Origin of the sequence: Thermococcus sp. (assembly GCF_026988555.1) — an archaeon.
Taxonomy (GTDB): Archaea; Methanobacteriota_B; Thermococci; order Thermococcales; family Thermococcaceae; genus Thermococcus.
Window position 1 is genome coordinate 1 of the sequence record NZ_JALSLB010000010.1, and the last position, 24,935, is coordinate 24,935.

Annotated in this window: 25 protein-coding genes; 13 read left to right on the forward strand and 12 right to left on the reverse strand. The window is 53.5% G+C overall.

Features of this window, described 5'->3' with window-relative positions; translation table 11 throughout:
* Together MVK60_RS00815 and MVK60_RS00820 are read right to left on the reverse strand one after the other, a co-directional pair.
* Positions 1–759, reverse strand: a 759-nt coding sequence (locus tag MVK60_RS00815; RefSeq protein ID WP_367270799.1) for a serpin family protein, incomplete at its 3' end; no start/stop codon positions are given.
* Positions 760–793: 34 nt separating this feature from the next.
* Positions 794–2,062, reverse strand: a complete 1,269-nt coding sequence (locus tag MVK60_RS00820) for a M20 family metallo-hydrolase (protein ID WP_297435478.1) — start codon at positions 2,060–2,062, stop codon at positions 794–796.
* A 195-nt stretch (positions 2,063–2,257) separates the two neighbouring features.
* Here MVK60_RS00820 and MVK60_RS00825 point away from each other — a divergent pair, with 195 nt between their 5' ends.
* On the forward strand, positions 2,258–3,073 hold the full coding sequence (locus MVK60_RS00825) for an MBL fold metallo-hydrolase (protein ID WP_297435480.1): 816 nt from the start codon (positions 2,258–2,260) through the stop codon (positions 3,071–3,073).
* On the opposite strand, the gene glmM is transcribed toward MVK60_RS00825, so the two are convergent.
* The 8 genes from glmM to MVK60_RS00865 all read right to left on the reverse strand — a co-directional run bounded on the left by glmM (position 3,060) and on the right by MVK60_RS00865 (position 15,120).
* Positions 3,060–4,442 carry a phosphoglucosamine mutase gene (glmM, locus tag MVK60_RS00830; RefSeq protein WP_297435482.1) on the reverse strand — a complete coding sequence of 461 codons (1,383 nt, stop codon included), beginning with the start codon at positions 4,440–4,442 and terminating at the stop codon, positions 3,060–3,062. The two genes, MVK60_RS00825 and glmM, sit on opposite strands and share 14 nt — an antisense overlap.
* 29 nt (positions 4,443–4,471) lie before the next feature.
* Positions 4,472–4,873 carry a UPF0146 family protein gene (locus MVK60_RS00835; protein ID WP_297435484.1) on the reverse strand — a complete coding sequence of 134 codons (402 nt, stop codon included), beginning with the start codon at positions 4,871–4,873 and terminating at the stop codon, positions 4,472–4,474.
* Between the two features lie 68 nt (positions 4,874–4,941).
* Positions 4,942–6,060 carry an ABC transporter ATP-binding protein gene (locus MVK60_RS00840; RefSeq protein WP_297435486.1) on the reverse strand — a complete coding sequence of 373 codons (1,119 nt, stop codon included), beginning with the start codon at positions 6,058–6,060 and terminating at the stop codon, positions 4,942–4,944.
* 26 nt (positions 6,061–6,086) lie between these two features.
* Positions 6,087–9,443 carry a glucodextranase DOMON-like domain-containing protein gene (locus tag MVK60_RS00845; protein WP_297435488.1) on the reverse strand — a complete coding sequence of 1,119 codons (3,357 nt, stop codon included), beginning with the start codon at positions 9,441–9,443 and terminating at the stop codon, positions 6,087–6,089.
* A gap of 11 nt (positions 9,444–9,454) precedes the next feature.
* A complete protein-coding gene (locus MVK60_RS00850; protein WP_297435489.1) occupies positions 9,455–10,705 on the reverse strand; it encodes a sugar ABC transporter permease in 1,251 nt (416 codons plus the stop codon).
* A complete protein-coding gene (locus tag MVK60_RS00855) occupies positions 10,702–11,610 on the reverse strand; it encodes a carbohydrate ABC transporter permease (protein WP_297435516.1) in 909 nt (302 codons plus the stop codon). Before MVK60_RS00855 ends, MVK60_RS00850 begins: the two co-directional genes overlap by 4 nt.
* Before the next feature lie 47 nt (positions 11,611–11,657).
* The gene (locus MVK60_RS00860; RefSeq protein WP_297435491.1) at positions 11,658–13,049 is read right to left on the reverse strand and encodes an extracellular solute-binding protein; all 1,392 of its coding nucleotides are present in this window, start codon (positions 13,047–13,049) and stop codon (positions 11,658–11,660) included.
* A gap of 67 nt (positions 13,050–13,116) precedes the next feature.
* A complete protein-coding gene (locus MVK60_RS00865) occupies positions 13,117–15,120 on the reverse strand; it encodes an alpha amylase N-terminal ig-like domain-containing protein (protein WP_297435493.1) in 2,004 nt (667 codons plus the stop codon).
* A 72-nt stretch (positions 15,121–15,192) separates the two neighbouring features.
* Here MVK60_RS00865 and MVK60_RS00870 point away from each other — a divergent pair, with 72 nt between their 5' ends.
* Together MVK60_RS00870 and MVK60_RS00875 are read left to right on the forward strand one after the other, a co-directional pair.
* On the forward strand, positions 15,193–16,215 hold the full coding sequence (locus tag MVK60_RS00870; protein WP_297435495.1) for a TrmB family transcriptional regulator: 1,023 nt from the start codon (positions 15,193–15,195) through the stop codon (positions 16,213–16,215).
* Between the two features lie 64 nt (positions 16,216–16,279).
* A complete protein-coding gene (locus MVK60_RS00875; RefSeq protein WP_297435518.1) occupies positions 16,280–17,632 on the forward strand; it encodes a glycogen synthase in 1,353 nt (450 codons plus the stop codon).
* Positions 17,633–17,634: 2 nt separating this feature from the next.
* Here the strand turns inward: MVK60_RS00875 and MVK60_RS00880 are convergent, their stop codons facing one another.
* Complete coding sequence (locus MVK60_RS00880) at positions 17,635–17,991, reverse strand: ribonuclease P protein component 2 (protein ID WP_297435520.1); 357 nt, start codon at positions 17,989–17,991, stop codon at positions 17,635–17,637.
* 73 nt (positions 17,992–18,064) lie between these two features.
* Here MVK60_RS00880 and MVK60_RS00885 point away from each other — a divergent pair, with 73 nt between their 5' ends.
* A complete protein-coding gene (locus MVK60_RS00885; protein ID WP_297435523.1) occupies positions 18,065–19,150 on the forward strand; it encodes a radical SAM protein in 1,086 nt (361 codons plus the stop codon).
* Here MVK60_RS00885 and MVK60_RS00890 read toward each other — a convergent pair.
* Positions 19,147–20,199 carry an ATP-binding protein gene (locus MVK60_RS00890; protein WP_297435497.1) on the reverse strand — a complete coding sequence of 351 codons (1,053 nt, stop codon included), beginning with the start codon at positions 20,197–20,199 and terminating at the stop codon, positions 19,147–19,149. The genes MVK60_RS00885 and MVK60_RS00890 overlap by 4 nt on opposite strands.
* 82 nt (positions 20,200–20,281) lie before the next feature.
* Here MVK60_RS00890 and MVK60_RS00895 point away from each other — a divergent pair, with 82 nt between their 5' ends.
* The 9 genes from MVK60_RS00895 to MVK60_RS00935 all read left to right on the forward strand — a co-directional run bounded on the left by MVK60_RS00895 (position 20,282) and on the right by MVK60_RS00935 (position 24,495).
* On the forward strand, positions 20,282–20,608 hold the full coding sequence (locus tag MVK60_RS00895; protein ID WP_297435499.1) for a hypothetical protein: 327 nt from the start codon (positions 20,282–20,284) through the stop codon (positions 20,606–20,608).
* A 102-nt stretch (positions 20,609–20,710) separates the two neighbouring features.
* Positions 20,711–21,070, forward strand: a complete 360-nt coding sequence (locus MVK60_RS00900; protein WP_297435501.1) for a hypothetical protein — start codon at positions 20,711–20,713, stop codon at positions 21,068–21,070.
* Positions 21,071–21,106: 36 nt separating this feature from the next.
* Complete coding sequence (locus MVK60_RS00905; protein WP_297435525.1) at positions 21,107–21,337, forward strand: antitoxin VapB family protein; 231 nt, start codon at positions 21,107–21,109, stop codon at positions 21,335–21,337.
* Complete coding sequence (locus tag MVK60_RS00910; RefSeq protein ID WP_297435503.1) at positions 21,307–21,672, forward strand: type II toxin-antitoxin system VapC family toxin; 366 nt, start codon at positions 21,307–21,309, stop codon at positions 21,670–21,672. The genes MVK60_RS00905 and MVK60_RS00910 overlap by 31 nt, the downstream gene beginning before the upstream one ends.
* A 167-nt stretch (positions 21,673–21,839) precedes the next feature.
* Entirely contained in the window at positions 21,840–22,505 is a 666-nt protein-coding gene (locus tag MVK60_RS00915; RefSeq protein WP_297435505.1) for a hypothetical protein, read from the forward strand.
* 200 nt (positions 22,506–22,705) lie between these two features.
* On the forward strand, positions 22,706–23,611 hold the full coding sequence (locus tag MVK60_RS00920) for a hypothetical protein (RefSeq protein WP_297435507.1): 906 nt from the start codon (positions 22,706–22,708) through the stop codon (positions 23,609–23,611).
* A 53-nt stretch (positions 23,612–23,664) separates the two neighbouring features.
* The gene (locus MVK60_RS00925) at positions 23,665–23,859 is read left to right on the forward strand and encodes a hypothetical protein (RefSeq protein ID WP_297435509.1); all 195 of its coding nucleotides are present in this window, start codon (positions 23,665–23,667) and stop codon (positions 23,857–23,859) included.
* The gene (locus tag MVK60_RS00930; RefSeq protein WP_297435511.1) at positions 23,849–24,193 is read left to right on the forward strand and encodes a hypothetical protein; all 345 of its coding nucleotides are present in this window, start codon (positions 23,849–23,851) and stop codon (positions 24,191–24,193) included. Before MVK60_RS00925 ends, MVK60_RS00930 begins: the two co-directional genes overlap by 11 nt.
* Positions 24,190–24,495, forward strand: a complete 306-nt coding sequence (locus tag MVK60_RS00935) for a hypothetical protein (RefSeq protein WP_297435512.1) — start codon at positions 24,190–24,192, stop codon at positions 24,493–24,495. Before MVK60_RS00930 ends, MVK60_RS00935 begins: the two co-directional genes overlap by 4 nt.
* Positions 24,496–24,935: the final 440 nt, after the last annotated feature.

Below are 24,935 nucleotides of genomic sequence, written 5' to 3' on the forward strand. Positions count from 1 at the left end.
TCTGCCTTGAAGACCTTGTACTCCGGATTTTGTTCTTGGTGCGGCCGCTGCAACGGCGGTTGTTATGACTGCAGCGGCCGCTTCCGTGCCATTCTCTGCGACGCATGCCTTCTTCATGCCCATACCCATCAGGATGCCTTTGAGGAGGTACCTCCTCTCAAACCTGAACTTCAGAAGGGTGAGCTTTACGCTCTCTTCTTTCATGCCCTTGACTACATCATCTACGAACCCGGGGGTGGGTTTTTCTTCGATTTCATTTAATCTGCCCCTTTCCGGGAGGATAATCACCATATTCAGCTTCCCGTCTTCGTAGGGAATCTCAATAGCCTGAAAGTGTTCCCCCTCTATGTACCTGAAGCGCCCCGTCTGGTGCATTATCGGGGTGGTAACCGTTCCGTTGGGGGTGTAGAAGGTCCCGTTCTTTGTATTTTGCGGCTCGAACCTCCTCGACCAGTTGGCTTTGAAGTAAATCGCGTTGGTTATAACGAGCCTTGTGAGGGGGCTTAGACCTGAGACAGGTTCTCTGATCTTTCCAGCGGTCTGCTCCTCAACCCACCGGTTTATCCGGTTCTCAGCGCCCCTTGGGTCGTTTTTGAAGTCTACCTCCGCCAACGCGCTCATGTAGAATCTCTTCAGGATGGAGATGTAAGCCTCTTTCCGGATGCGACGACTATGAAGATGACCAGGATCGCCAGTACGTAGCTCATTCGGTTCACCCTGGTTATGTTGGGAGGGATGATGTAAATGGCTGGCGATGATTTCAAACTCGTTTGAAACAAAAGGAGAAGAAGGGTCAGAGAAGAGCCAGGGCTGCCATTACCTTCGCGTCCTCCACTATGTTGTCGATCTTCGCGTACTCGTTGGGTTGGTGGGCCGTCTCATCGAGCGTCGCCCATACGATCGCCGGGATCCCGAGCTTCCTGAAGTAGGCCGCGAAGGTTCCGCCTCCTATTCCTCCGACCTTAGCTTCTTTTCCGCGGAGCTTCCTCAGGGCCTCTTGGAGGAGCTTCACTATCTCGCCCTGTGGGTCGGTTGGTGGGGCGGCATCTCCCCTCTGAAGGACCTCGAACTCTATCTCCGGCAGAGCCTCGCCGTTGAACTCCTTCCTGTACTTCTCCTTAATCTCCTCGGCGAGGGCCTTTGCGTCTGCGAGGATGTCGTCTATGCCATACCTCGGCAGAATCCTGCAGTCAAAAACCACCTCGTGCTCTCCAGGTGCTATGTTCGGGCTGTCGGCCGGGCCACGAACCATCGTCGGCTCAAAGGTGCTCTCCGGCGGCTCGAACAGCTCGTCCCTCTCGCCGTACTTCTCGTGGAGGAGTTTGTCGAGGTGGTAGGCGAAGTCGAGGGCGACGCGGTGGGCGTTGAGTCCCTTGTCCGGCATGCTGGCGTGAACCTGCCGGCCTTTAACCCTCACCCTAAGCCAGAGGATGCTCTTCTCGGCCACCTCGATGAAAGTGCCTTCCTCGTTCCCGCCATCCGGGACGAGAACGAGGTCGTCCTTTCTGAAAAGCTCCGGGTGCTCCCTCATGAGCCACTCGACTCCGTACTTGCTTCCAGTTTCCTCGTCGCTGACGAAGGCCAGGATGACCGTCCTCTTTGGCCTTATCCCGAGGTTCATCATGGCCTTTACCGCGTAGAGTGAAGCCACCAAGCTCTGCCCGTTGTCCTCGCTTCCCCTGCCGTAGACCTTGCCGTCCTTGACGACCGGCTTAAACGGCTCGGTAACCGTCCACTTGCTTAGGTCCCCCGGTGGAACTATATCCATGTGGGTGAGGATCCATATCCTTGAGCTCTCCTCACCCTTTTCGCCGTAGTAGTATGCTAGAATACTCGGCCTCACCCCGTTCTTGGCCCTCTCGTCGGGGGCGTTGTAGACCTCAACCCTATCGAAGGGCCACTCCTTGATTATTTCGAGCAGCTTCTGAGCCTTGTCGTATTCTCCTTCTCCACCATAATCTGGGCTTAGTGCTGGGATTTTTACGAGTTCCATCAGGGTCTCCGTCATTTTGTCCCGGAGCCCCTCCACTTCCTGAAGGATGCGTTCAATATTTTCGGACATGGGTGCCACCGTTTTCAGTTGGTTCCTGTGCTTTTAAACCCACTGAGGCCTACCCTGCCCTCGGCACCCTCCGGAGCACGGTGCCTCCCCAGCAGAGGTCACTTTTACCCCTGCGCCCCCTATCTAACCGGGCAATACCTTATATACCACCCTGAGAATAGTTAAACATCCGCAGAGGAAAAGGGAGGTGTCGATTTGATAGAGATCACTTTCCTGGGGAGTGGTGGGGGCAGGTTCATCACCATAACCCAGTTCCGCTCCACGGGAGGATTCCACATACGGGCCAGTAGAAACCTTTACGTTGATCCCGGGCCGGGAGCGCTCGTCAGGAGCTGGCGCTACAAGCTCGACCCGCGGAGGCTCGACGCCATTTTCGTCTCCCACAGGCACGTTGACCACTGCAACGACCTCGAGGTCATGATCGAGGCCATGACAGGAGGGGCCCTGAAGAGAAGAGGAACCCTGATAGCCTCCAAAAGCGTCGTCTACGGGGATGAGACCCACACTCCCGCTGTCAGCGGCTACCACATCGACGTCCTTGAGGGGGTCCACACTCCCGAACCAGGCAATAAAATCTCCCTTGGGACCGAGGAGCTACTCATAACGCCGTGTCGGCACTCCGACCCAACTACTATCGGCTTTCGCATGAAGACTGCCTTTGGCGACATCTCGTACATTCCGGACACGGCCTACTTTGAGGACCTCGTCCGATGGCACGATGGTTCCAGGGTTTTGATCGCGGCGATAACCCGGCCGAGGGACATGGGGATACCCTACCACATGAGCACCGACGATGCGGTTGAGATGCTCAAGAACATGAGGCGGAAGCCCGAGGTTCTGATAATGAACCACATTGGCATGAAAATGCACTTCGCCAACCCCTACAAGGAGGCCAAGTACCTCGAAACCGTGACGGGGGTGAAGACTTACATAGCGAAGGAGGGTTTCAGGGTGATGGTCAAAAAGGGTGAGATAAACGTTAGGACGATGCGACCCGCTAGGTTCGTTTGAGTTGCCCTCTTTCCTTCTTTAACATCTTCTCAACGGTCTCGCTGACCACTCCATAGGCCACTTCAAACAGTTCATCCCTTCTCTTCTCGCTGGGCCCCTCCACGACGACCCTTATCTTCGGTTCCGTTCCGCTCGGCCTCACCAGAACCCAGGAGCCGTCTCTGAGGTTGAAGCGGATGCCGGACACTGTGAGAATATTCTTTATCTCCCCCGCGAGCCTCTCTTCAAGTGTCTTGCTGACCCTTTCTAGGACCGCCCCCTTCAGATCATCCGGGCACTTCACATTTCTCTTGGTCAGGTAGTACGTTGGTACGTTCTCCTCAACGATTTTCGATAGGGGCATTCCCTCTTCATCTATGAGTTTTATAAGAAGCCCCATCGTGACGAAACTGTCTATCCAGAGGCCGAATCTTGGATGGATGAACTTCCAGGGCTCCGCCGCAAAGATGGCGTTGTACCTTTTGATCCCGTCGTGGGGCTGGCCAAGTGGTACCCGATGAACCATTCCACCCGCCTTTTCAACGACGTCGTCTATCCTCGAACCGGTGTTTATCGACGTGACCACAACTCCCCCACCGTTTCCCTCGACGTATAGCTTCGCAAAGAGGGCTATCAGAGTATCCTCATCTATGTAGTTGCCCCTCTCATCAAAGACCGCTATCCTGTCGGCGTCACCGTCTTGAGCTACCGCCAGATCGGCACCGAGCTCCCTGACCAGCGCACCCAGATAGGATATGTTCTCGTATCTTGGCTCCGGTTTCCTCCCGGGGAAATGTCCGTCAACATGGGCGTTTATGCTGATCACCTCCGCCCCCATCTTGCGCAGTAGATATGGCGCAACGAGACTTCCCACCCCGTTGGCACCGTCGTACAGAACCTTCAAACCGGTTTCATGATCCACGAAATCCAGGACGGCGTTTATGTAGTCTTCGGTAACGTCAATGGGCCGGACGCCTTTTACCTCGTCCCATTCGGCCCGTCTGTACTCTCCCGAGAAAACGATTCTCTCAAGCTCCTCCTCCTGCTCGGTGTAGAATTCGGTGCCATCGCCGTTGAACACTTTGATGCCGTTGTCCGTTGGCGGGTTGTGGCTTGCGGTTATCATAACCCCAGCGTCGCCGTAGCGGTTGGTTCCCCATGCAAGGGTGGGGGTTGGAACGAGACCGAAGTCGAGTACCTCCATACCCGATCCAAGGAGTCCAGAAACGAGGGCATTGCGCAGCATCGTGCTGGAGGTTCTGCCATCCCGTGCAACCGCGGTTTTTCCGGTCCTGTAGGTCCCAAGGGCCATGCCGATGTTCAGTGCAAGCTCGGGGGTTACCCTCTCCCAGAGAGTCCCGCGTATTCCCGCAGTCCCGAAGAGCCTCATAGTACCACCGTAACTACTTGGAAATTGCCTTAAATAGGTTTGGTGGTGTAGATGGCCAGCCCCCTGAAGTTTACGAGCCTCATGAAGCGAGGCATCGCATCCCCCGCGAGGGGCAGTATGAAAACCGGTGTTCCAAGGACCCTGCCAAGTCCAAGGATCGGTTTGATGATCTCCGGGGTTGGTCTGACGCTGTACAGTGCCCGGGATCCCTCGTACAGCCCAAGACGTGGATGAAAGATGTCATCGATGTGGGCGTTTATGCCGAGTTCCCTGGCCTTCTCAACGGCGTCCCGGTTCCAGTCGATGGCGGTGACCTCGCGCCCCCCCTCCATGAGTCTCAGGGCCACTTTGAACTGGAACCCTATCCCCACCTCCGTGAGTTGCCCTCCTGTGTGTTCCAGCAGAAAATCGGCGAAATCCTCGATCGGCATGCCGAAACTTGGGGAGATACCTTAAAAGGGTTTATCCTTCAAACGACTCCAGAAAGCAAGAAGAAAAGTCAGAACACCGCCGTCTGGGTGTTCTTGTTGAATATGTGCACCTTCTTCATATCAAAGACGATGTCCACTTCGGTGTCCTCTTGGACTTTGGACTCGGCCGGGAACTTGGCCAGGAACGTCAGGTCGCCGGTGCTTAGGTGGGCGATTTTCTCCCCTCCGAGGTTCTCGATGATCTCTATCCTGACGCGTGTCATATTCTCCCCCGGTACTTTGACCTGGGCGAATATCGCATCATAGATGTCCTCTGGCCTTATTCCAAACACGACTTCCCTCCCGAGAAGTCCTTCCTCCCCAAGTACCTCAACCTGATCTGGAAGGAGCTTGAGTCTGAACTGGCCGAAGTCTACAAAGCCGTCCTCTCCAACCGTTGCGTCCAGGAAGTTCATCGGAGGGGATCCTATGAAGCCACCCACGAAGATGTTTGATGGGTGGTCGTAGACATCCTCCGGTGTTCCAACCTGCTGGAGTTCGCCGTGGTTGATTATGGCGATTCTGTCGCCCATCGTCATTGCCTCGACCTGATCGTGGGTGACGTATATGGTCGTGACGCCGAGCTGGCGCTGGAGTCTCTTGAGTTCGGCGCGCATCTTGACCCTCAATTTTGCGTCGAGGTTGCTCAGAGGCTCGTCCATGAGAAAGACGTGGGGTTTTCTGACTATGGCCCTTCCAAGGGCTACACGCTGTCTCTGTCCTCCGGAGAGTTCCCTCGGCTTTCTTTTCAGCAGCTCAGTTAGGCCGAGCATCTCCGCAACTTCATTTACGCGCTGCTCGATCTCTTCCTTCGGTATCTTCCTGAGCTTTAGCGGGAAGGCTATGTTGTCGTAGACCGTCATGTGCGGGTAGAGGGCGTAACTCTGGAAGACCATCGCTATATCCCTGTCCTTCGGCGGGACGAAGACCCCGTTTTCGGGGTCGGCCACGAGTTTGTCCCCGACGTATATCTGTCCCTTTGTGGGCTCTTCTAAGCCTGCTATCATTCTGAGCGTCGTGGTTTTGCCGCATCCGCTTGGACCGAGGAGTATCATGAACTCCCCGTCCTTTATGTGGAGGTTCATGTCCTTTACCGCCGTAACCTCCCCGAACTGCTTCCAGATTCCAATGAGCTTAACCTCGGCCATGCTACCACCTCAAAATTAAAGGGGGTTCAGCGCCTCCTCCTTCTCAGGAGGGGCAGAAGTGCAAGGGCGAGCAGTGCGGCCGGACCGCATATGCCCTTACCGGAGCTGGTGGACGTGGGACTCGGTGATGGCTGGGGGGTGCTTGAGGTGCTTGGGCTGCTGGTTGGGGATGGCGTGGAACTGGTGGATGGGCTCGGTGTTGTGGTCTGAGATGGAGATGCGCTTGAGGAGGTGGTTGTCGTGCTGCTGGATGATGTCGTTGAGGTGGGTGCCCCTGCCCCGGTTCCGTTTATCAGGGTGATCATCCTCACCGTGGCGAGACTGCCGGTGGTGGTGTTGTATGAACTAAGCTGCTGTTCCTGGGTTGGGTTGAACCCCCGCGGAACGAGTTCATCAATAACGCGCGGTGCGACGTTGTTTATTACTGCCTGGGGGTTTGCCCCTCCAAGTTTCCACTGCTCAGCCTTGACGGCCACGTTTCTCCACTTGTCGGGTCCGTAACCGTCCTGAGAGCCAACTAGGACTGATGCGTAGAGCCCGTAGCTGCCCACGTTGATGTACTTCTTCGGAACCTTGACCACGATGGCGTTCTGTGTTGGATCGGCGCTTATCTGCATCTCTCCCTGGTATACGGTTCCGTTTGCCAGGACTATCAGGTTCCCGTAGTCCCAGCCGGCTATCCTGAATGCCACATCCCATGGGTGCCTGGGGTCGAGCCTGACGTTGCTCCCCGGTCCATCAGGGAACATTTTAATGGCGCTTGTGTTTCCTCCTTTCTTGAAGTCAAGGTACACCTCTATTATCTGGAGGCTGAATCCGTTGGGTCCGTTCCACGGGTTCCCTCCAAGGTTTCTGAACCTGAACTGCATCACGTAGCTGTCGGTCTGCTCTATGAGTTTGAACTCCAGGAGGTCGAAGACTCCGGGTTTGAAGACGCTGTCGGTTGGGTAGGTGTAGGTTCCGGGCCCGTGATCGTCCCCCTCCGGATCCTTTATGTCGGCCAAGACAACTCCCTTGACCTCGGTCGGCAGTTTGACCTCAACCGGAGTGGTTATCCTCACGAGGTTGCCGTCCTTAACCGTGGAGACCGCGAAGTAGAAGTCGTTGGGGGTTTCTATGTAGCTGAACGGGACGATGATCTCGATTGATTTTCCGTTCTTTACGACCTTTGCGGTGCCTATCTTTTTGCTGCCCTCGTAGCCGGTGGCGTTGAAGACCTCCGCTTTGCCGTTTTCGTACACCACATGCTTGGTTATCATGAGCCCCACACTGTCTACGGAGTATGGCCAGACCGAGTAGCGCAGTTCGCTGGGCTTCTTCTGGAGGATGGTGAACGTGTTGCCGACGTGTTTGCCCGCCTCGTAGATGCTCACCTCGAACTCGCTGACGTTTCCGTTCAGGACGAAGTGCAGTCCCTCCCCGTCGAAGTAGATGCTCACGTTCTTGGCCATGGGGGACAGGCTTGAGTACGTCTTGACCTCGCCCTTCTTCAGCCCCACCGGACCGGCGTTCTGGTAAGGCTGGCCATCCGGATAGTAGTTGCCGTACAGGTAGCTCGGGGGAGCCACACCTGCCAGCCGGTAGATCTCGTACAGGTACGTCTTGAAGTAGCGGTCGAAGGTGTAGTCCTGGCCGCTATCCTGATCGCTTCCGTACCACCAGAACCAATCACTTCCCTCCGCGCGGAAGAGGTACTCGTAGGCCGTGTCCCACGCACTGCTATTCATACTATTCTTATGGGCCATGAGGGTCTTCCTCGCCAGGTACAGCCAGTACCATGCGTAGTTCTCCTGAGGCTCCCCTATCCAGGTTGAGAGCGTTCCGTCGATCCAGCTGCTCTCCGGCCACTGCATCTTCTCCTTCACGCCCGCCATCTCATAGAGCTGGTTCAGGGTCTGGGCCTTGAGGAGGGCGTTGACCCGGTTCCCAGTGAAGTCGAGGCGTTCCATCACCTTTGGGGTGAGTTTGTTTGCTTTGTCCCCGTACATCTTGATGTACTCGGTGGGGGTGACGGTTCTTATGAGTCCTGCGTTCTGGAGCTCCGTGAGTTTTTTATAGAGCTCGGTTAGGAAGAGATCACCCTCGTAGGGGTAGTTCTCCCAGGGGTTTTCCCCGTCTAATGCGATAACGTAGACGAGGCTGCCGTCGGTGTTCTCCTTCTGCACCTTCAGGAGTTCGTTGACGAAGTCCTGGACTGCCTGTTCCTGGTTCATTCCCGCGTAGTTAAAGCCGACCCTGTCGCTCAGCGCGTGGTCGCGCGGGAACAGCCATATCTTCTTATCGCCGAACTGTGCAACCCATGGTCTGTAGTAGTCCCCCACCGTATTGGGGACGCCGAGCTTCTGGAGCACGAGCTGGTCTGTTATGACCCACTTCCATCCGTTGTCCGCGAGTATCTCAAGGGTCTTGTCGTTGAGGGCGCACTCCGCCGCCCAGCCCCCATTGGGTGTCACCGTACCGTTGCCGAGGTACTCCCTGTAGAGACTGTCCGCCTTCTTCACCTGTGCGTCGAAGTCGCTCTCCCAGCCAAAGTCATTGAGTATCGGGCCTATCGGGTGCGCGTAGGGAACCACGGTCACCTCAACGTTGCCACCACTGCCAAGGAGGTAATTTACCGTCTTGTACTCGTCGAGAGTGTGGTTTAAGAGCCACATCTGAGCGTTTAAGACGGTTTTGAGGTCGTCCCTTGTGTAGCCGCCCTGATCAACCCTGTCGTAGATTGCCTTGAGCTTCGGGTGGCTCAGTATGTACCCATGGTCCAGCCACGCGAGGTTAAAGTAAACGGCCAGGTCGATGTAGTCCTGCTCCGTGAACGCGCTGGTTACTGCCACCTTCTGCTCCTCGAGCGGCAGGTTCGCGTACTTTGCCTTCACCTGGAGCATCTTGTTCTTGAGGGCGGTGTAGTGCGTCCACAACTGTCTTATCGGGTTGCCGTTTGGATCCGCCACCGGCTCTCCGTTCCAGGGAATCGTGTTGTCAAAGAATCCGCCCGGAGCCTGAAGCATCTCCCACTTATCATCGACGGTGAGAGGTTCACCGTTGGCTATCTTATCGCTGATAATCTGTAGTGTGTCCTTCTTTCCATGCATGTAACCGATCAGCTGGGCTATCAACGACCCTGATAGGTCAACAGTGGCGTGCACGTCCGGGTATTTACTTAGGTAGTAAGCCATTTTCCAGTAGTCTCGAGCCGCATGGAGTCTGACCCAGGGCCTTGTGTACACACCCTGCACCGGGTCGTAGTAAAACGGCTGGTGCATGTGCCAGACTATTATGACGTTCAGGGGTTTTGCGTTGTCGTTTCCAGCGCTGACCGGGTGTACGGCCAGTAGGCTTACAGCCATCAAAAATATTGCAAAGAGGGAAACCAGCTTCTTCCTCATTCGGAATCACCTCACTCCTTCAAACCTCCAATTGTCAGCCCGCTCCTTATGTAGTTCTGGGCGAGCATGAAGACCACGAACACGGGCAGTGCAAAGAGCAGCGCGGCCGCCCCGAAGTAGTTCCACTGTATCCCCCTGCCGATTCCACCCATCAGGGTGTATATCCATACCGACAGCGGCTGGTTGCCCTGGTTGAGGAGCAGGCTTGCCAGGATGAACTCCGTCCATCCGCCGATGAAGGCGAATATCGCCACCGTGGCGATCCCCGGCAGTGCCATCGGCAGGAGCACGTACCTTATTATTTGCAGGTATCCCGCACCGTCCACGAGGGCGGCCTCGTCGAAGTCGGGGCTTATGGAGTCAACGTACCCTTTGAGGAGCCACGTGTTGAAGGGGACGCTGCCGGCGGCGTATATGAACGAGAGCACCGGGAGTTTGTTGTAAAGACCGAGCTTAACGAGCATACCGTAGAGGGCTATCAATCCCGCTATCCCCAGACCCCCGGCGACCTGGGTGAACATCAGGTAGAAGTAGAGCACGTGCTCCCTGCCGAAGAACTTCATGCGGGAGAAAGCGTACGCCGCCGGTATGACGAATATTAGGGACAGTACCACGGTCAGGGTGGCCAGTATGATGCTGTTCTTGAGGTATCCGAAGAACACGGAGTTCACGAACTTTCCGACGGTGGTGAGCGTTACCCTGCCTTTGTTCATGATCACCACGTACCTGACCATGGGGCCCGATACGGGGGTGCCGTCGATCTTTCCGGAGGTCATTATGACGTTCCTTATTATCCCGAACCCGATCGTGTTCTTCTGTCCTATCCGGGTTAGTATGAAGAGACCGTGAACCTTGGCGGTTAGCTGACCGCTGGTCTTCTGATTTGCCGGGACCGTGAACTGGATGTCCTTAACCGGTACGCTGAACTCTATCCCCGTGAACGGTCCGTACTTCACCTTTCCACTTAGTGTGCCGTCTTTCACGTAGAGCTTGCCGTTTTCAAGTACCGCGTTACCCTCCAGGATCCCGGTAAAGTTCTCGCTTATTCTTTGCCCCCCCAGTCCGAACAGAACTTCCCTGTAGGGTTCGAGTGTGACGTTCTTTGGTATTAGGTTCAGGTGGGTTGTTGCTATACTGCCCTGGGGGGATATGGACACCGTGAAGATGTAGTACACTGGGAACAGTATTACGAACATCACCAGTATCGCGGCCAGCGTGAGGGTGAACGTCTTGATGACCTCACTCTTTCTCCTTCCCATCATCCTCTGGCACCCTCCTGGAGCTTGCTTATTTTCACGTTAACGTACATGTACACGGCCAGTACGAGCGTCGCTATCACCATAACGGCGGCGGCCCTCCCGTAGTGGGGACTCGCCCCAAACGCCTTTCTGAAGCCGTACAGCAGGAGGAATTTATCCTCGAATAGCGGGGCGTTGTAGATATAGGGCACCATGAAGTACTGGAAGCTCGCGGCGCTTGTCAGGATGGTCGCGAAGGCTATCGGCTTACCGACGACCGGCAGGACGACGTGTCTGATCCTCTGCCAGTAGTTTGCACCGTCTATGATGGCCGCTTCCACGAGGGTGTCCGGAACCGACTGGAGGGCGGAGGTTATGACCGTCATCATGAAGGGATAAGCGAGCCACACCTCAATGATGTTCAGGGCTATGAACCCCCAGAACGCGTTGTTCGTCCAGTTGGGGAGGTTGCTCACTCCGATTGACTTTAGAATGATGTTTATGGGGCCAAAAACAGGATCGAACATGAACTTCCAAACGGTGACCGAAAAGAGGAGCGGAAGCGCCCACGGGATTATGAGGAGTGAGCGATATATCATCTTCCCCTTGACGTACTTGCTGTTGTACAGCAGGCTCAGGGCGGTTCCGACGAAAACCTTCAGTGTGACGCTCGTGAAGACGAAAAGCCACGTCCACATGAACGCGCTTCTGAATTTATCGTCGCCCAATATCCATCTGAAGTTCTCCAGACCCACAAAATGCATCGGAGAAACGGTGCTCTGGGCGGCGTTGTATATCGGGAAGTTTCCAAGCTGTGCGTTGGTGAACGCCAGGTAGATTGAGTATATGATGGGCCATAGGTTGAAAAACAGGAACGCAGCCATTCCAGGCAGAATAAGCAACAAAGCGATCATGGTGCTCTTCTTCACAGGCATCCCTCCAAAGCATCCCTCTAAAAAATGTTGGAAGGGAGGCTTCAGCCTCCTTGGATGTCCTTAAGGGCCTTGTCCTGGTACTTCTTCAGTATGGCCGGGATGTCCGCGTTGGCCGGGTTCTGGAGTATCTCGTTTATGGCACTGTCAACGTCGCCCCAGACAGGACCCATCTTCGGGCTCTTGGGCATGAGGTAGGCGTGCTGAACGGCCTGTCCGAAGCCGTAGATGACGGGGTCTTTCTGAACGTCTGGGTCGTTGAGGACCTCCGGGAGGACGGGGATGTACCCGAGCTGGAGGGCGAGCTGCTTGATAACCTGCGGGTTGGTGGTGAACCACTTGACGAACTTCCAGGCCGCTTCCTTGTTCTTTATGCCCTTGGCGAAGTAGAAGAGCTTGACTCCACCGTAGGGTCTCGGCCAGTAGGTCTTGCCGTCTTTGGTTATCGGCGGAAGCGGGACGATGCCGAAGCTTATGTTGGCGTTCTTGACGCTTGCGATGCTCCACGGGCCGTTGACCATCATCGGGGCCCTTCCTTCAAGGAAGATGCTCTGCTGGGTGTTGTAGTCGGCCGTCGGGGCCATGTAGGGCCAGATGTTCTTGAAGAAGAACTCGAATCCTTCGATAGTTGCAGGATTGTCGAGGCCCGGTTGCTCAGTCTTATCGTCGAAGTAGTATCCTCCAAAGGCCTGAGCCCACGCGGATATGAAATACGAGTTTATAGGATAGGCTATACCGTACTTCTTGTTGTTGGGGTCGTTGTACTTCTCCATTATGGCCTTCATCTCGGCGAAGGTCTTCGGCGGGTTCTGGATCATCTTCTTGTTGTATATGATGGCGACGGTCTCGGCTGCGAAGGGCATTGCGTAGTAGTGCCCCTTGTACTGCATGGCCTCCTGGGCCATTGGGGCGAACTTGTTCTTTATGTCCGCCGTAACGTAGTTGTCTATCGGTTCGAGGAGGCCGGCCTCGGCGAACTTTCCAATCCAGTCGTGAGCCCATATGAAGAGGTCGGGGCCCTGACCGCTTGGGATGGCCGCCTTCAGGGCATCCTCAAGGTTGGGCTTCTGTTCAAAGACTATGTTGACGTTCGGGCACATGGCCATGTACTCCTCGGCTATGCTCTGGAAGACCTGGAGCTCGTTGGGTTGCATCGCGTGCCAGATAACGACCTTTCCGCTGCCGCATTCTGTGGCCGGCGGTGTGGTCGTGGTTGTTGTGGTCGGGGACGACGATGTTGTCGACGTTGGGCTGCTGGTTGAACTGCTGCTCGTTGTTGTGGTTGATGATGAAGGCGTCGGCGAGGAGCTGGTTGTCGCTGGAGTGCTGCTCGTTGGGCTGGAGCTGGTGCTGCCCCCGCCGCTGATACAGCCGCTGGCCACTACGCTAAAAACCAAAACTCCAACTAAAAGCAGGGAAATCAATCCTCTCTTCATCTTTATACCACCCGCACTTGTGTTGGGTGATACAGTATCATCCTCAGTGATATATATACCTTGCGCTTCAGTGCCCCTTTAAGGGGGTGGTGTACCCCAGCGTACCCTGAAGTCTATCTTCGGAGGCACGCCTCAAAATGATGAAGGAGCACGGTGCAACCATCCTCTTTCCGTGTTCCCAGGGAGCCACTACCTTAACGGCACTGTCCGAGGGGTTGATCGCCACCAGAACACGCTCGTCCCCCTCCACCCTCTCGTACACGAGCACTTTCTCCCTAAACTCTAGCGGTCGAAACTCCCCTGTCTGAAGGGCCCTGCTGGACCTTCTCAGGTTTATCAGTTCCCTGGTTACGGTTAACACCTTTGCGTTCCATTCTTTTGGGTTCCATTTCATAGGCGTTCTGCCTGGTGCCATGCCTCCGTCATTTCCCCTCAGTCCAATCTCGTCGCCGTAGAATATGGAGGGAATCCCCCGGTACGTCATCAGAAACGCCAGTGCGCAGAGGTACCTTCCCACATTCCCCTTAACTAAGTCGAGGAAGCGTTCCGTGTCGTGATTGTCGAGGAAGTTGTACATCGCGTACTCCGCGGGACCCAGATGGGCGCTCAGCAGCTCCAGACCGTTGAGGAACTCCCCCGCGTCGATTTCACCCTCAACAAAGAACCTGAGAATGAGCTCGTAGAGGGGGTAGTTCATGGTGCCGTGGAATGCGCCGGGAACCCAGGGCCGGGGGTCGTCCATAACTTCCCCAACAAGGTAAGCGTCCTCCAGCATCCTCGTTTTAACCTCTTTCCAGACCCCCGGTGGAACGCCGTGGGCGACATCGAGTCGCCATCCGTCAGCGCCCCTTTCGAGCCAGTATCTCATGACGTCAACCATGAGCTCGCGTACCCTTCTGCTGTCGTGGTTCAGCCTCGGCATCAGCCAGACTGAAAAGAAGGACTCGTAGTTCCTTTTCATTCCTTTGAGCTTTCTGTGTTTCTCCGGCCACGGTTCCCTTGATTTCAGAACCTCCAGGAATTCTTCCGGGACAGCAGGGAATCCGGTAATCCTGTAGAAGTCCTGGTATCTGCTCTTTTCTCCGTTAAGAATGACGTCCTGGAAGTAGGGGTGGAAGAAGCTCGTGTGGTGGAAAACCCCATCGAGAATCAGTTTGATATCCCTCTTTTTGAGTTCCCCCACGAGCTCCCTGAAAGCTTCGTCTCCTCCAAGCTTCCCGTCAACTTGGAAATAGTTGGTAACATCGTAGCGGTGGTAGGTCATGGACTTGAATATAGGGGTGAGATAAAGCGCGTTTACGCCGAGTTCTTCGAGGTGTTCCAGCCGCTTTATTATTCCGGCCAAATCGCCGCCGTGGAACTGCTCCCTGCGGAACGCCCTGCCCCTCGGTGTTCCTGTAAGACCCCTCTCGAACCTGTCGGGCATTATCTGGTAGAAAACCCTCCCGTAGACCCAGCGGGGAGTTTCCGGACGGTATGGAACGGCCCTGAATGGCCCTATTTTCCTTATCCCGCCTTCCTGTGTCCGAACCTCAAAGGAGTACTCCAGTTCACCGTCTCCTGGTAGGATCGCCTCGAAGTACTCGAACAGTTCATCCCTCGCTTTTCTCATCATCCCAACTGTGACCTCGCTTTCCTGGAGGACGAGGGTGGCCCTGGTGACTGTCCCCAATTTCGCCCTAAGGAGAATGTGGGTTCTGCCTGACAATGTGTAGAGATACAGCAACGATGGAACGTGGAAAACCTCCTCGTCCCCTGTGATCGTGGCCACACTCGCGGTGCGCTTGAATCTGTAAGAATCTCTCTTGTAGATTGTCCTCTCCGAGTTTTCCAGATCTGGTGTGTAGTTTCCGCCCACAGAAAATCCGTAGTACCAGGTACCCTCAGGAAGCTCCACCCTTATTGTCCACCTTCTTCCGTCCTTTACCATCCTGAAGCTACCCTCGTTGAAGGCGTTGAAGCTTCCCAGAAGGTACGCATAGGCTTCGTCCCCTCCCGCAGGCGTTGAGAACTCGATGAGAGCTACCCTCCCAAAGGTTTCATCCTCCCTGAGCCCGAAAATTTTATACACTTTGGTCACCTCAAGTATCACTAGCGATGATTAAACTTTGATGAGTGAACTTAAGAATTTGGGGGTATTGCCATGAGGGAAGATGAGATCATTGATAAACTTCAAAAGCTGGGCCTGACCAAGTACGAGAGCGTCGCCTATATAACCCTTCTCAAGCTCGGCCCGAGCAAGGCCACGGACATAACCAAGGAGAGCGGAATTCCTCACACGAGGGTTTATGACGTCCTCAGTTCCCTTCACAGGAAGGGTTTTGTGGACGTCATGCACGGTTCTCCGCGGCTATACAAGCCGGTCAACCCTGAGGTGGTTCTTGAGAAGGTCAAGGAGGAGTTCGTGTCCGACATCGAGGAGCTGAAGGCTGCGTTCCTTGAGCTCTACCGTGAGGTTCACGGTGAGGAGCTCCCAGAGATATGGACCATCCAGGGATTTGATAACACCATTGAACGTGCGGAGTACGTTATACGCACCGCAAAGCATGAGGTCCTGATCAACACGCCGTTCGAGTTTCTGAAGCTTCTGAAGGAGGAGATAAAGCGCAGGAAGGATGTTGTCTTCGTCATCATCAGCAACTTCGATGAGGTTCCGGAGTGGCTTGAGGGAGAGAACATACTGCTGGCCAAGAGCGGCGGTGCCCCATGGCTTATGGCGAGCTGGATAATCGGGGACATCGACTACGCCCTCTTCTTCGGCGCCCTTCCGAAGGACAGGCGCAGGGAGAAGTTTTACTCCTTCTGGGCAAAGAGCCCTAGAATAATTCAGAACTACATGCACTGGTTCTACACGATATACTTCGACAACAGCGAGGTCATCAAACCCCTTGAGTACGATGCCCTGTCCAAACCCCTCGCCCTCGTGAACATAAGAACGCTCATCACGGTCCTGAAGTTTTCGAGGCTGCCGAAGAAGACCGAGATCATCGGGAGGATGATAGACACCAAAAAGCCGGTCACCCTCGATGGCCAGATAGTGAGCTATGAGTACACCCCCCTCACGGCAAACGTCACGTTCAGGTACAACGGCGACGAGCTAAAGGTGGGTGGAATCGGAAGCTACTTCGAGGACGTTGAGGGGGAGAGGTTCATACTCCTTGAGTGAGACCTTTCTTTCTTTTCGATTATATACCCCTTAGATCGCCTAGGGGGAGTTCGGGGTGAGAGCAGTGAAGGTTCTGGTTATAGGATTTGAGTATCTTCCTGTAAAGGTGGGTGGTCTCGCAGAGGCTGTAACCAGCATTGCGAAGGGACTGAGCGAACTGGGAAACGAGGTCATCGTTTTCACACCCGATCATGGAAGGGGCCTTGGGAAACCATTTACAACGTTCAGGGTCTCCTCTTCGGGGAAAAAGGTGGAGGTGACCGTGCGGAAGAGAGAGGAGAATGAAGTCACGGTTTACACCCTCGGCGGGGGTATTCTCTCCGATTCGGATGTCTACGGGCCTGGCTGGGACGGCATGTTGGAAAAGGCTGTTCTGTTCGGCAAGGCCTCCGTGGGCCTGATGAACGAACTTATCGGGGAGTTCATGCCCGACGTTGTCCACGCCCACGACTGGCACACCGTCTTTGCCCTTGGTCTCCTGAAGAAGTACTTCGATATAAGGAGCGTTTTCACCGTCCACAGGCTCAACAAGGCCAAGATTCCGGCCCGATATTTCCATGAAGCCAACCTCCCTGAATTAGCCCCTTACTCGGAGATAGACCCCGAGCACACCGCCGGATATATAGCGGACGCCGTGACGACCGTCAGCAGGAGCTACCTGTGGGAGGAGTGGGATTTCTTCAAGCACTTCGAGGGCAGGGTTACTCATGTCTTCAACGGCATAGACTGCTCCTTCTGGAACGAAGAGCTCATGGAAAGGAAGGATCTACCCAGAGAAGAGCGGCGGAGGCTCGTCTTGGAGCACTTCGGTCTGAGTGATGGGAAAGCTTTCATGTTCATAGGGCGCTTCGATAAAGCGCAGAAGGGGGTTGATTCACTGCTCCATACCATTGAGATACTCTCAAAAGACCCCTCATTTGAAGGCATGAGGTTTCTGGTTGTGGGAAAGGGAGATCCGGAGCTTGAAGCCTGGGCGAAGGCGGTTGAAGGGAGGTTCCCTTCCAACGTTCACGTCGTCACAGAGCTTCTTCCCAGAGAGTTCGTTCGTGAACTCTACGGCTCGATGGACTTCGTTATCGTCCCCTCGTACTTCGAGCCCTTCGGGCTGGTGCAGCTTGAGGCCATGTGTCTTGGTGCCATACCCATAGGCAGTGCCGTTGGTGGAATCAAGGACACCGTTGTGGACCTTGGAGAAGGGTTGGAGAACGCTACCGGGATACTGGTACCCCCCCGGGATGCCCTGGCACTTGCGAAGGCGATAGTTCGGGCGTGGGAGCTTGATGAAGCGACCCTTAAACTGCTCCGGGAGAACGGGAAGAGGCATGCCAGGGAGGATTTCACCTGGAAGAACGCGTGTTTGAGGTACATGAGTGTATATGAGAACCGGGTCGATAAGGCGATCCCCTTCCTTCGCTAGCGCTATCCGAACTCTGCCAGAAACTTTCTTTTCAACCTTTTCATCGTTCCGGAAACGCCGAGGGTTCTGAAGATGGCCTTTGAGCCGTTTATCTCTGTTACCAGCGTCAGAGCAAAGCGTAGCTCCTCGACGTGCTTCCTGTCAACCCTGACGATTCCGGTCTGGCTCTTCTCGTCGAATTTGATGAACCAGGGCTTTGCCCTCGCTGAGCCCAGGGTCCCCAGCGTTGAGAGGCTCGCGTCCCATATGACCCTCTTTACCTCCTCCTTCTTAAACGGCCTCTCCCCGATCACCTGAAATGCTATGTAGCGGTGCTTGTCCCTAAGTGTGGGTGGCAGGTACTTCGGCTTCTCCCTCATAGGCATCCGCACAACTTTGCCCGCCAACCTTTTTAAATCCCTTGGCGGGGCTATGGTTAGCGAGGTGAGTTCGTTGGTACGGGGGACACCTTACTTCTCATACGTCGTTCGCGAGCTACCTACAGGTTGTCAGCTCTGCGTCAGGGGTGAGAAGCTCGTCCTCTTCACGACCGGGGCCTGTCCGAGGGACTGCTTCTACTGCCCGCTGAGCCCCTGGCGGAGGGAGGACGTGGTTTACGCCAACGAGAGGCCGGTTAAGAGCGTTGATAACATCATAGGAGAGGCGATGATTCAGGAAGCAAAAGGGGCTGGCGTCACCGGCGGGGACCCGCTGGTGAGATTAGACAGGACCGTTGAGTATATCCGCTCTCTGAAGGAAGCATTCGGCGAGGACTTCCACGTTCACCTGTACACGACGGGCGCTCTGGCCACCAAGAAGAACCTTGAGATGCTCTACGACACCGGTCTGGATGAGATACGATTCCACCCGGACCTATTCAACCCGAACTCGAAGCTCTTCAAGGTGGAGATTGAGAACATTCACAATGCTTTCGACTTCGACTGGGACGTTGGGGGAGAAATTCCCTCGATCCCGGGTCAGTTCGAGAGGATGAAGTGGTACGCGGAGTTTTTGGACAGCCTTGGAGCGAAGTTCCTCAACGTGAACGAGCTTGAGTTCAGCGAGACAAACCTGAGGGCGATTCTCGACAGGGGGTACCGACCGATAAGCAACGAGAGTCCGGCTATAAAGGGTTCCCTTGGGCTCGGGCTTAAGCTGTTAGAATGGGGTGAGGAGAACACGTCGCTGAGCTATCACCTGTGCACGGCAAAGCTGAAAGATGCCGTCCAGCTAAGGAACAGGCTGAGGATGATGGCCAAGAACGTGGCCAAGCCTTACATGGAAATCACCAAAGACGGGACGCTTCGGTTTGGTATAGCCGAATACGGTGATTTGGACGAGCTCTACGCGCTCCTCGTCAGCGAGGCTGAAGTTCCAGCTGAGTGGCTCTACATAAACAGGGAGAAAGGCAGGATAGAGATGCCTGAGGAAGTTGCCCTTGAGCTTGCCGAGGCGATTGAAGGCGATGTTCGCTTTTTCATCGTCGAGGAGTACCCGACTTTCGACAGGCTTGAGGTGGAGAGGGTTCCGTTGCCCTAATCCCTGAGGGCAAGTCTCAGGAGCGGGTCGGTCAGCCTGTACTCCCCGTTTTCTTCTTCGATCCAGCCCATCTTCTTCAGGTTCTTCAGAAGTTCGTGAAGTCTCGGCTCGGGGGTTCTCATTTTCTTGAGTTCTAAGTAGTCCCGTATGAGGCTCCACCTGTTGTAACCCAGTGCTATCGCCCTTAAAATTCCAATGTACCGCCTGCTCCGTCTTTCAAGCTCTGAGAGCTCGCCAAGGAGGAGACCTTTGGCGATGTTGAGGGTTGACTCCATAGCCCTCTGAAAGTCATGGGTTTCGAGGTATCTCGCCCCAAAGAGAACGAGCCAGCCGGGTATGCCGTCGAGTATGGAGACGGCCTTCTCAATGTCTTCTTCCAGTACTACAACCCCTACCTCTTTAAATCCTACCCGCAGGAATGCTTTTGATGTCTCACTATCAAAGGGCTTTACGTATATCTCTCCCCCGACCCTTCCGTAGAGGGGGCTCTCATAGTCGTCTATGCCGAGAAAGTCATGCAGAAGTCCAACCTCCGAGCCCGTCAGTATGATCCGTAGATTGGGCAGGCTGTCGTATGCGTGGGCAAACAGCGCCAGGAGCTCCTTTCCGCCCCGCGAGCCGTAGAACCTGAGGTACTGGGCCTCGTCGAAGGCTATAATGAACTTCCCGGTTTTTTCTCCGAGTTCATTCAGCTCCCTGAATATCTCCCGGAGGGAGGCATCCCGGGGCTCAATCTGAAGGAACCTCAGGTTCAGTTTTACCCTGAACTTCGAGGCTATTCTCTGGAAGATGCTTCCTTTCGACTGGAGCTCCCGGATGAGGTCGTCCCTGGTTATGTGCCCGCTCTCGGCGTAGAGCTCCCTGCAGTCTATCAGAATCCCTGGGTTCTCGGTGAGGTAAGCTCTGAGGATGGAACTTTTGCCAACGCGTCTTATTCCAAGGAGGAGCGTTAGTGGATAGCGCTCGATGCTGTTTTCCAGTTCTCTGAACTCCTTCTCCCTGTCAAATATCTCCTCTCTTCTGCTCTTTGGTTTGAGGTCGAACAGCACTTACGCCACCGTAAGTAACTTACGGGGGCATAAGTTATAAGGGTTTCGAAAGATTTATTTACTCAGGAGGATATTAACCGCCATGCGGGTCTTCATCAAGGACTACCTCCTCCCATGGCTTCTCGTTCCGGGCTTCTGGTTTGCCCTGTGGCTGTTCGTTCCCCCCACAGGGGAAAACATTACAGCGGTCAACCTTTTCGCGGCTCTCCTTCTGCTGGTTCCCTTTCTCCTTGCGGCGCTGTACTTCGTTGGGAAGGCCCTTGAGCGCTACGGATACTCGGGAGAGGACATCAAAAGACTGCCCGAGATAATCGAAAAGGCCCACGGGAGGCCTTATCTTCCGAAAGAGGTGTTCAATATTGTCGGCGATGCCCTTGTCTTCTGGGGCCTACATTCTCGAGCGCCCTGATGATGACCGGAGACTCGGTGAGGGGGAGTTCTCAACGGGATTTTTATATTCGCCATAATCTTTGCCTTCTTTGTTCTCCTCGTTTCCATGGTCATCTGGGTTATGGGGCTTCCCTTTGCCCTCTACGAGTTACTCAAGGGAAAGGAGCTGAATAGAGGTTTCTTGATTGAGCTAACAATAAGGCAGAACCTCTTATATACAGCGGTTCTCGTCGCGGTCAGGCTCATAGCGCTCCACTCCAGCTATCCATCCGATAGTGGCCCTGTAGGTGAGCTTATGGCCTTTGGCCGGAAAACGGAACTTGTAAAGTTTCTCCTTGAGCTTTCGGGGTTAAACTTTCTGTTTGGCTTAATTGGCATCTACCTTCCCAAGAAATCGAGGAAGCTGACCGCTCTGGCTTTAACATTGATCCTTATGGCTCAAATCCTGCTCGTCTGGAGGGTTCTCACGGGTAAGTTTTAAATATTTCGTGCATGCATGCACTTACAGGTGGTGCCGTTGGGAAAGACGATAACCATAGCGGATGACGTTTACTACGAGCTCGTCAGGATGAAGGGGAACAAGAGCTTCTCCGAGCTCCTGAGGGAGCTCATAGGCAAGAAAAAAAAGGGCAACCTCGATGTGCTCATGATAGCATTCGGGACAATGACGGAAGAAGAGGCCAAGGAATTTGAGAAGGAAATGAAGGAGGTTGAGGAATGGTTGAACTCTTGGACACCAGCGTGGTGATTGAGCTGTTCAAAGGCAATCAGAAGGTTTCAGTGCAACTCTCCGAAGATGCCGAGTATGCCCTTCCGTCGATAGTGCTCTTTGAGCTCCTTTGCGGGAAGCTCAAACCCCGGCAGAGGCTGGCCCTCGAAAAGATGCCTGTCCTGGACTTTGACAGGGCTAGTGCAGAGATTGCAGGTGTGATATTCAGGGATTCAATGTCAAAGGGTCTAAAGCCCCCAACTAAGGACCTCCTCATAGCCTCGACTGCGATAGCCCACAATGCAACGCTCTATACCTGCGATAAGGACTTCAAACGCTTCGAAGAGTATGGGCTGAAGGTAAAGGTTTTGTAGAGGTGAACCTCAGAAAGCCGGGGGATGTTTTGTGAGTAAAAACCCTATATCTTTAGCATTTAGGTACGCCCCTTTTCCTGATTTCGTTTGGGTTCGGAGTGCTATTATTTGGGTTTATCTACTTGATGTTTGCGAAACCGGGCACTTCTTTCATTCCCCTCGTTAAAATGCTCGGCGTTTTGTTTATAATTGGTGCCTTCGCGCTGTTTCTTGTGGTGACACTACAGGAAATGGACAAGAAAACACCGGAAAAAGTTTTCTACTCTTGGAGAGACTTCCTCAAGGAACTTTCAGCGTCCCTTTTAATGTTTATCATTGCGTACTTCTCGGGGGTGAGCCTGGAAAAGAGCGTTTCGATGGCGCTCTACGTTTCTGTTATATCTGGCTGGTACTGTTCCATGATTGCCTACAGGAATGTAATATCCGACCGGATACTCAAAATCCGGGCCGTTGTAAATTTTGTGGCTATAATTTTGGGGCTTTACCTCTTCGTGATTGATAGTCTGGTCATAAGCGGGCTGATTGGGATACTTTTCGCGGTTGTTTCTGAAAAAGACTACAAGGTAACACGAAAACTTGTAGAAGTGGGTTTGCTGGAGAGGAAATACGCCGAAGGCGGGGCCTGGCGGTTGTTTTACGGCATCTTTTATGGGTTTGGGGTGGTAGTGGCTCTGATGATATTCACGGGGAAGTACAGTGCTTTCTTCATCAGGGAGTCCCTGCTAACGATGTTTAGGCTACTTTATCTGTTCACGGCGATTTTCCTCCCCTTTGGAACGTTTCTCGGGTGGTTGAGGTTGAAGGTTCAGGGAATAAAACTCGATGACCAATGATGATATTGCTAAGGGCGAACTTCTGTGTTCTTTTGTTCGCTCTTTTACTCTGGCTTCTTTTGTCTGGTTCTCGTCGTTTTGGTACGGTTGAAAATTGAAAATCCTACGAAAAAAAAACGTTATTTAATCCAACTTGTAAAAAGAAAAGTTTATATAGTTTCATATGTTATTTTGGGTGACCAACTGGTCAGGTGGTGGCTATGGAGTGGAGAAAGGCGACGTTCGGCTTGTTTCTGGTCTTTATGGTGCTTAGCCTGCAGTTGATTGCGGCACCGCAGGCCATGGCTATGAGTACTAACAACGCCAGCGTGACCTTTAGGAGGGCAGTCGTTGCCTGGTACGATGAGAATGGTAAGCTTGAGATGAACGTGACGTGGATTAACAAGGTGGTGAACTTCACGAATCTGACGAAGGGCTGTCCGCTTCACCACGCCAATGTAACGCCGAAGGTAAACGTTTCAGTGGTCACGCTTTACAACATGAGTAAGAAGCACGAGCAGTTACTGTTCTTCAGGCTGAACTTCTACAACAGCACGTTTAATTACACGATGTACGCGCTCGTTTACCGCGCCGAGAGGAGCCAGTACAACTTCACACTGGTTACGAGGATATTCACTGACCCGAAGACTGGGGCATATAAGGCTTACCTGACGGGAATGAACATTGCTCCCGCTAACGAGAAGAAGTCTCTTCCTGTTGGGGATGTTATACTTACCGCCGACAACCTGACGCTCTCCCAGTATTACTGGACTCTTAACAAGGTTCTTATGAAGCTTCGCAGGGGTGACGAAACTAACTGGATTTGGGATAGGAGTGCTTACGAGCTGAGGCACCTCTCTCACCAGGTGAGACTAAAACTTCCAGAGTACGATCAGGAGAAAGCAGTGGGAATAACAACAGTTATGGACGGATTCTGGTCATGTATATTAGGTTGTGTATTGGAAAAAGCAGTTGAAGATTCTGATTTAGTAAAAACTTGTTATTATCTTTGCTATATAGCAGCCATGGATCCGTCCAAGACAACAGTAGTTGCATGTGCACTATGCCTCGGTGTAGCTTGGGGGCCTTGTGTAGGTGAATGTCTGTGGGAGAAGTTCGTTGGATGATCAAGATGTTTTTAATTGCCACTTTGTTTTTATATCTTGGGGGGTGTGTTGGCATGGACAAAATCCTCGAGGAAGAACTCCTTAGGAGTGTTCCTATATTTTTCCTTGCTTTTATGACATATGCCTTCATCTGGGGAGCCAGTGGTGAAAAACTTCCGGCAGTTTGGGCACCGATAATCTCACTGACACTGAGCATTGGGACTCTTCCTCTTAGGATATGGTACAGGAGGCGGAAGCATGAGGCTTAAATTCGGAGTTCTTGGGCTGGCTTTATTCGGTGTTGTAACCATCCTCTGGAAGCAATTCAACACTCCATCAACGTCTGGAAGGACATTACTGTTCCTTCTTTTGAGTCTCCTTCCAATAACTTTAATTCCCTATCTATTTGTGGACGAGCTTGGGGAAATGAAGAACCCGAAGAAATTGGCTCTGGTTCTGACCGTAGTCCTAATTCTTGGACTGCTCAGCGCAGCCTACAACGGAAACCTGAATTCCAATTTTGTTCTCACGTGGGCACTTCTTCTCGGTATCGTCTGGCTACTAACGATGGGCAAAACATCTGGTAAAGGGGTGAGACGTTGATGCTGGAGGAATATGTGTCCGGCATCTTATTTGGAATTTCCCTATGGCTGCTAACATCGGGACTTATTTTATACTTTAAGACCCCAAAGACTTTCTCGTTTGTAATCCGGGAAAGTGACTTGGAAGTGGTTCCCAAAAACGAACTTCCCGACGAAGTGAGGAAATACAAACGTAGACTGGAGGAATCCCTCCGCCAAAAACTCATTGAAAAGAGTAGGAAGGAAGCGAGAAACCGACTCTTGGCTGGAGTGTTTCTGCTCGTGGTTACAGTTTTATTCAACCTCTTTGGTGGTGTTCCATGACGCAAAACATAGCAAGATTCTGTATCTTCCTTTTTATTGCCCTTTCGATGGCTTATGGCTTTTATACTAGCAGGTTGTTTCCTTTAACCGTTGGCATCGTTTCGGCAGTGCTCTACGCACTCAGCCTTCGGGAGGAAGACCTGCCGGAGTTAACGGGCCTCGTTGCGATGTTCTCATCGATATTGCCCTCTGGAAAAACTCACTTAGGTACCTTTCGATACTCGGTGTTGTCCTGCTGGCAATCCTTGAATTTTCGGCGATAATGAGAAGAAGAGAAATGAAAAGAGCCGTTGAGGCTCAAAATTAGTCATTAACTTTTTTCAATCCCTATCTTCGCCTGGACCTCCGGCCACTCGACGACGTAGCCCTTGGCCTCCTCAAAGCGAACCTCAACCGCTCTCGTCTCCTTCTTCACGTGGTCTAGGTTCTCTTTGAGTAAC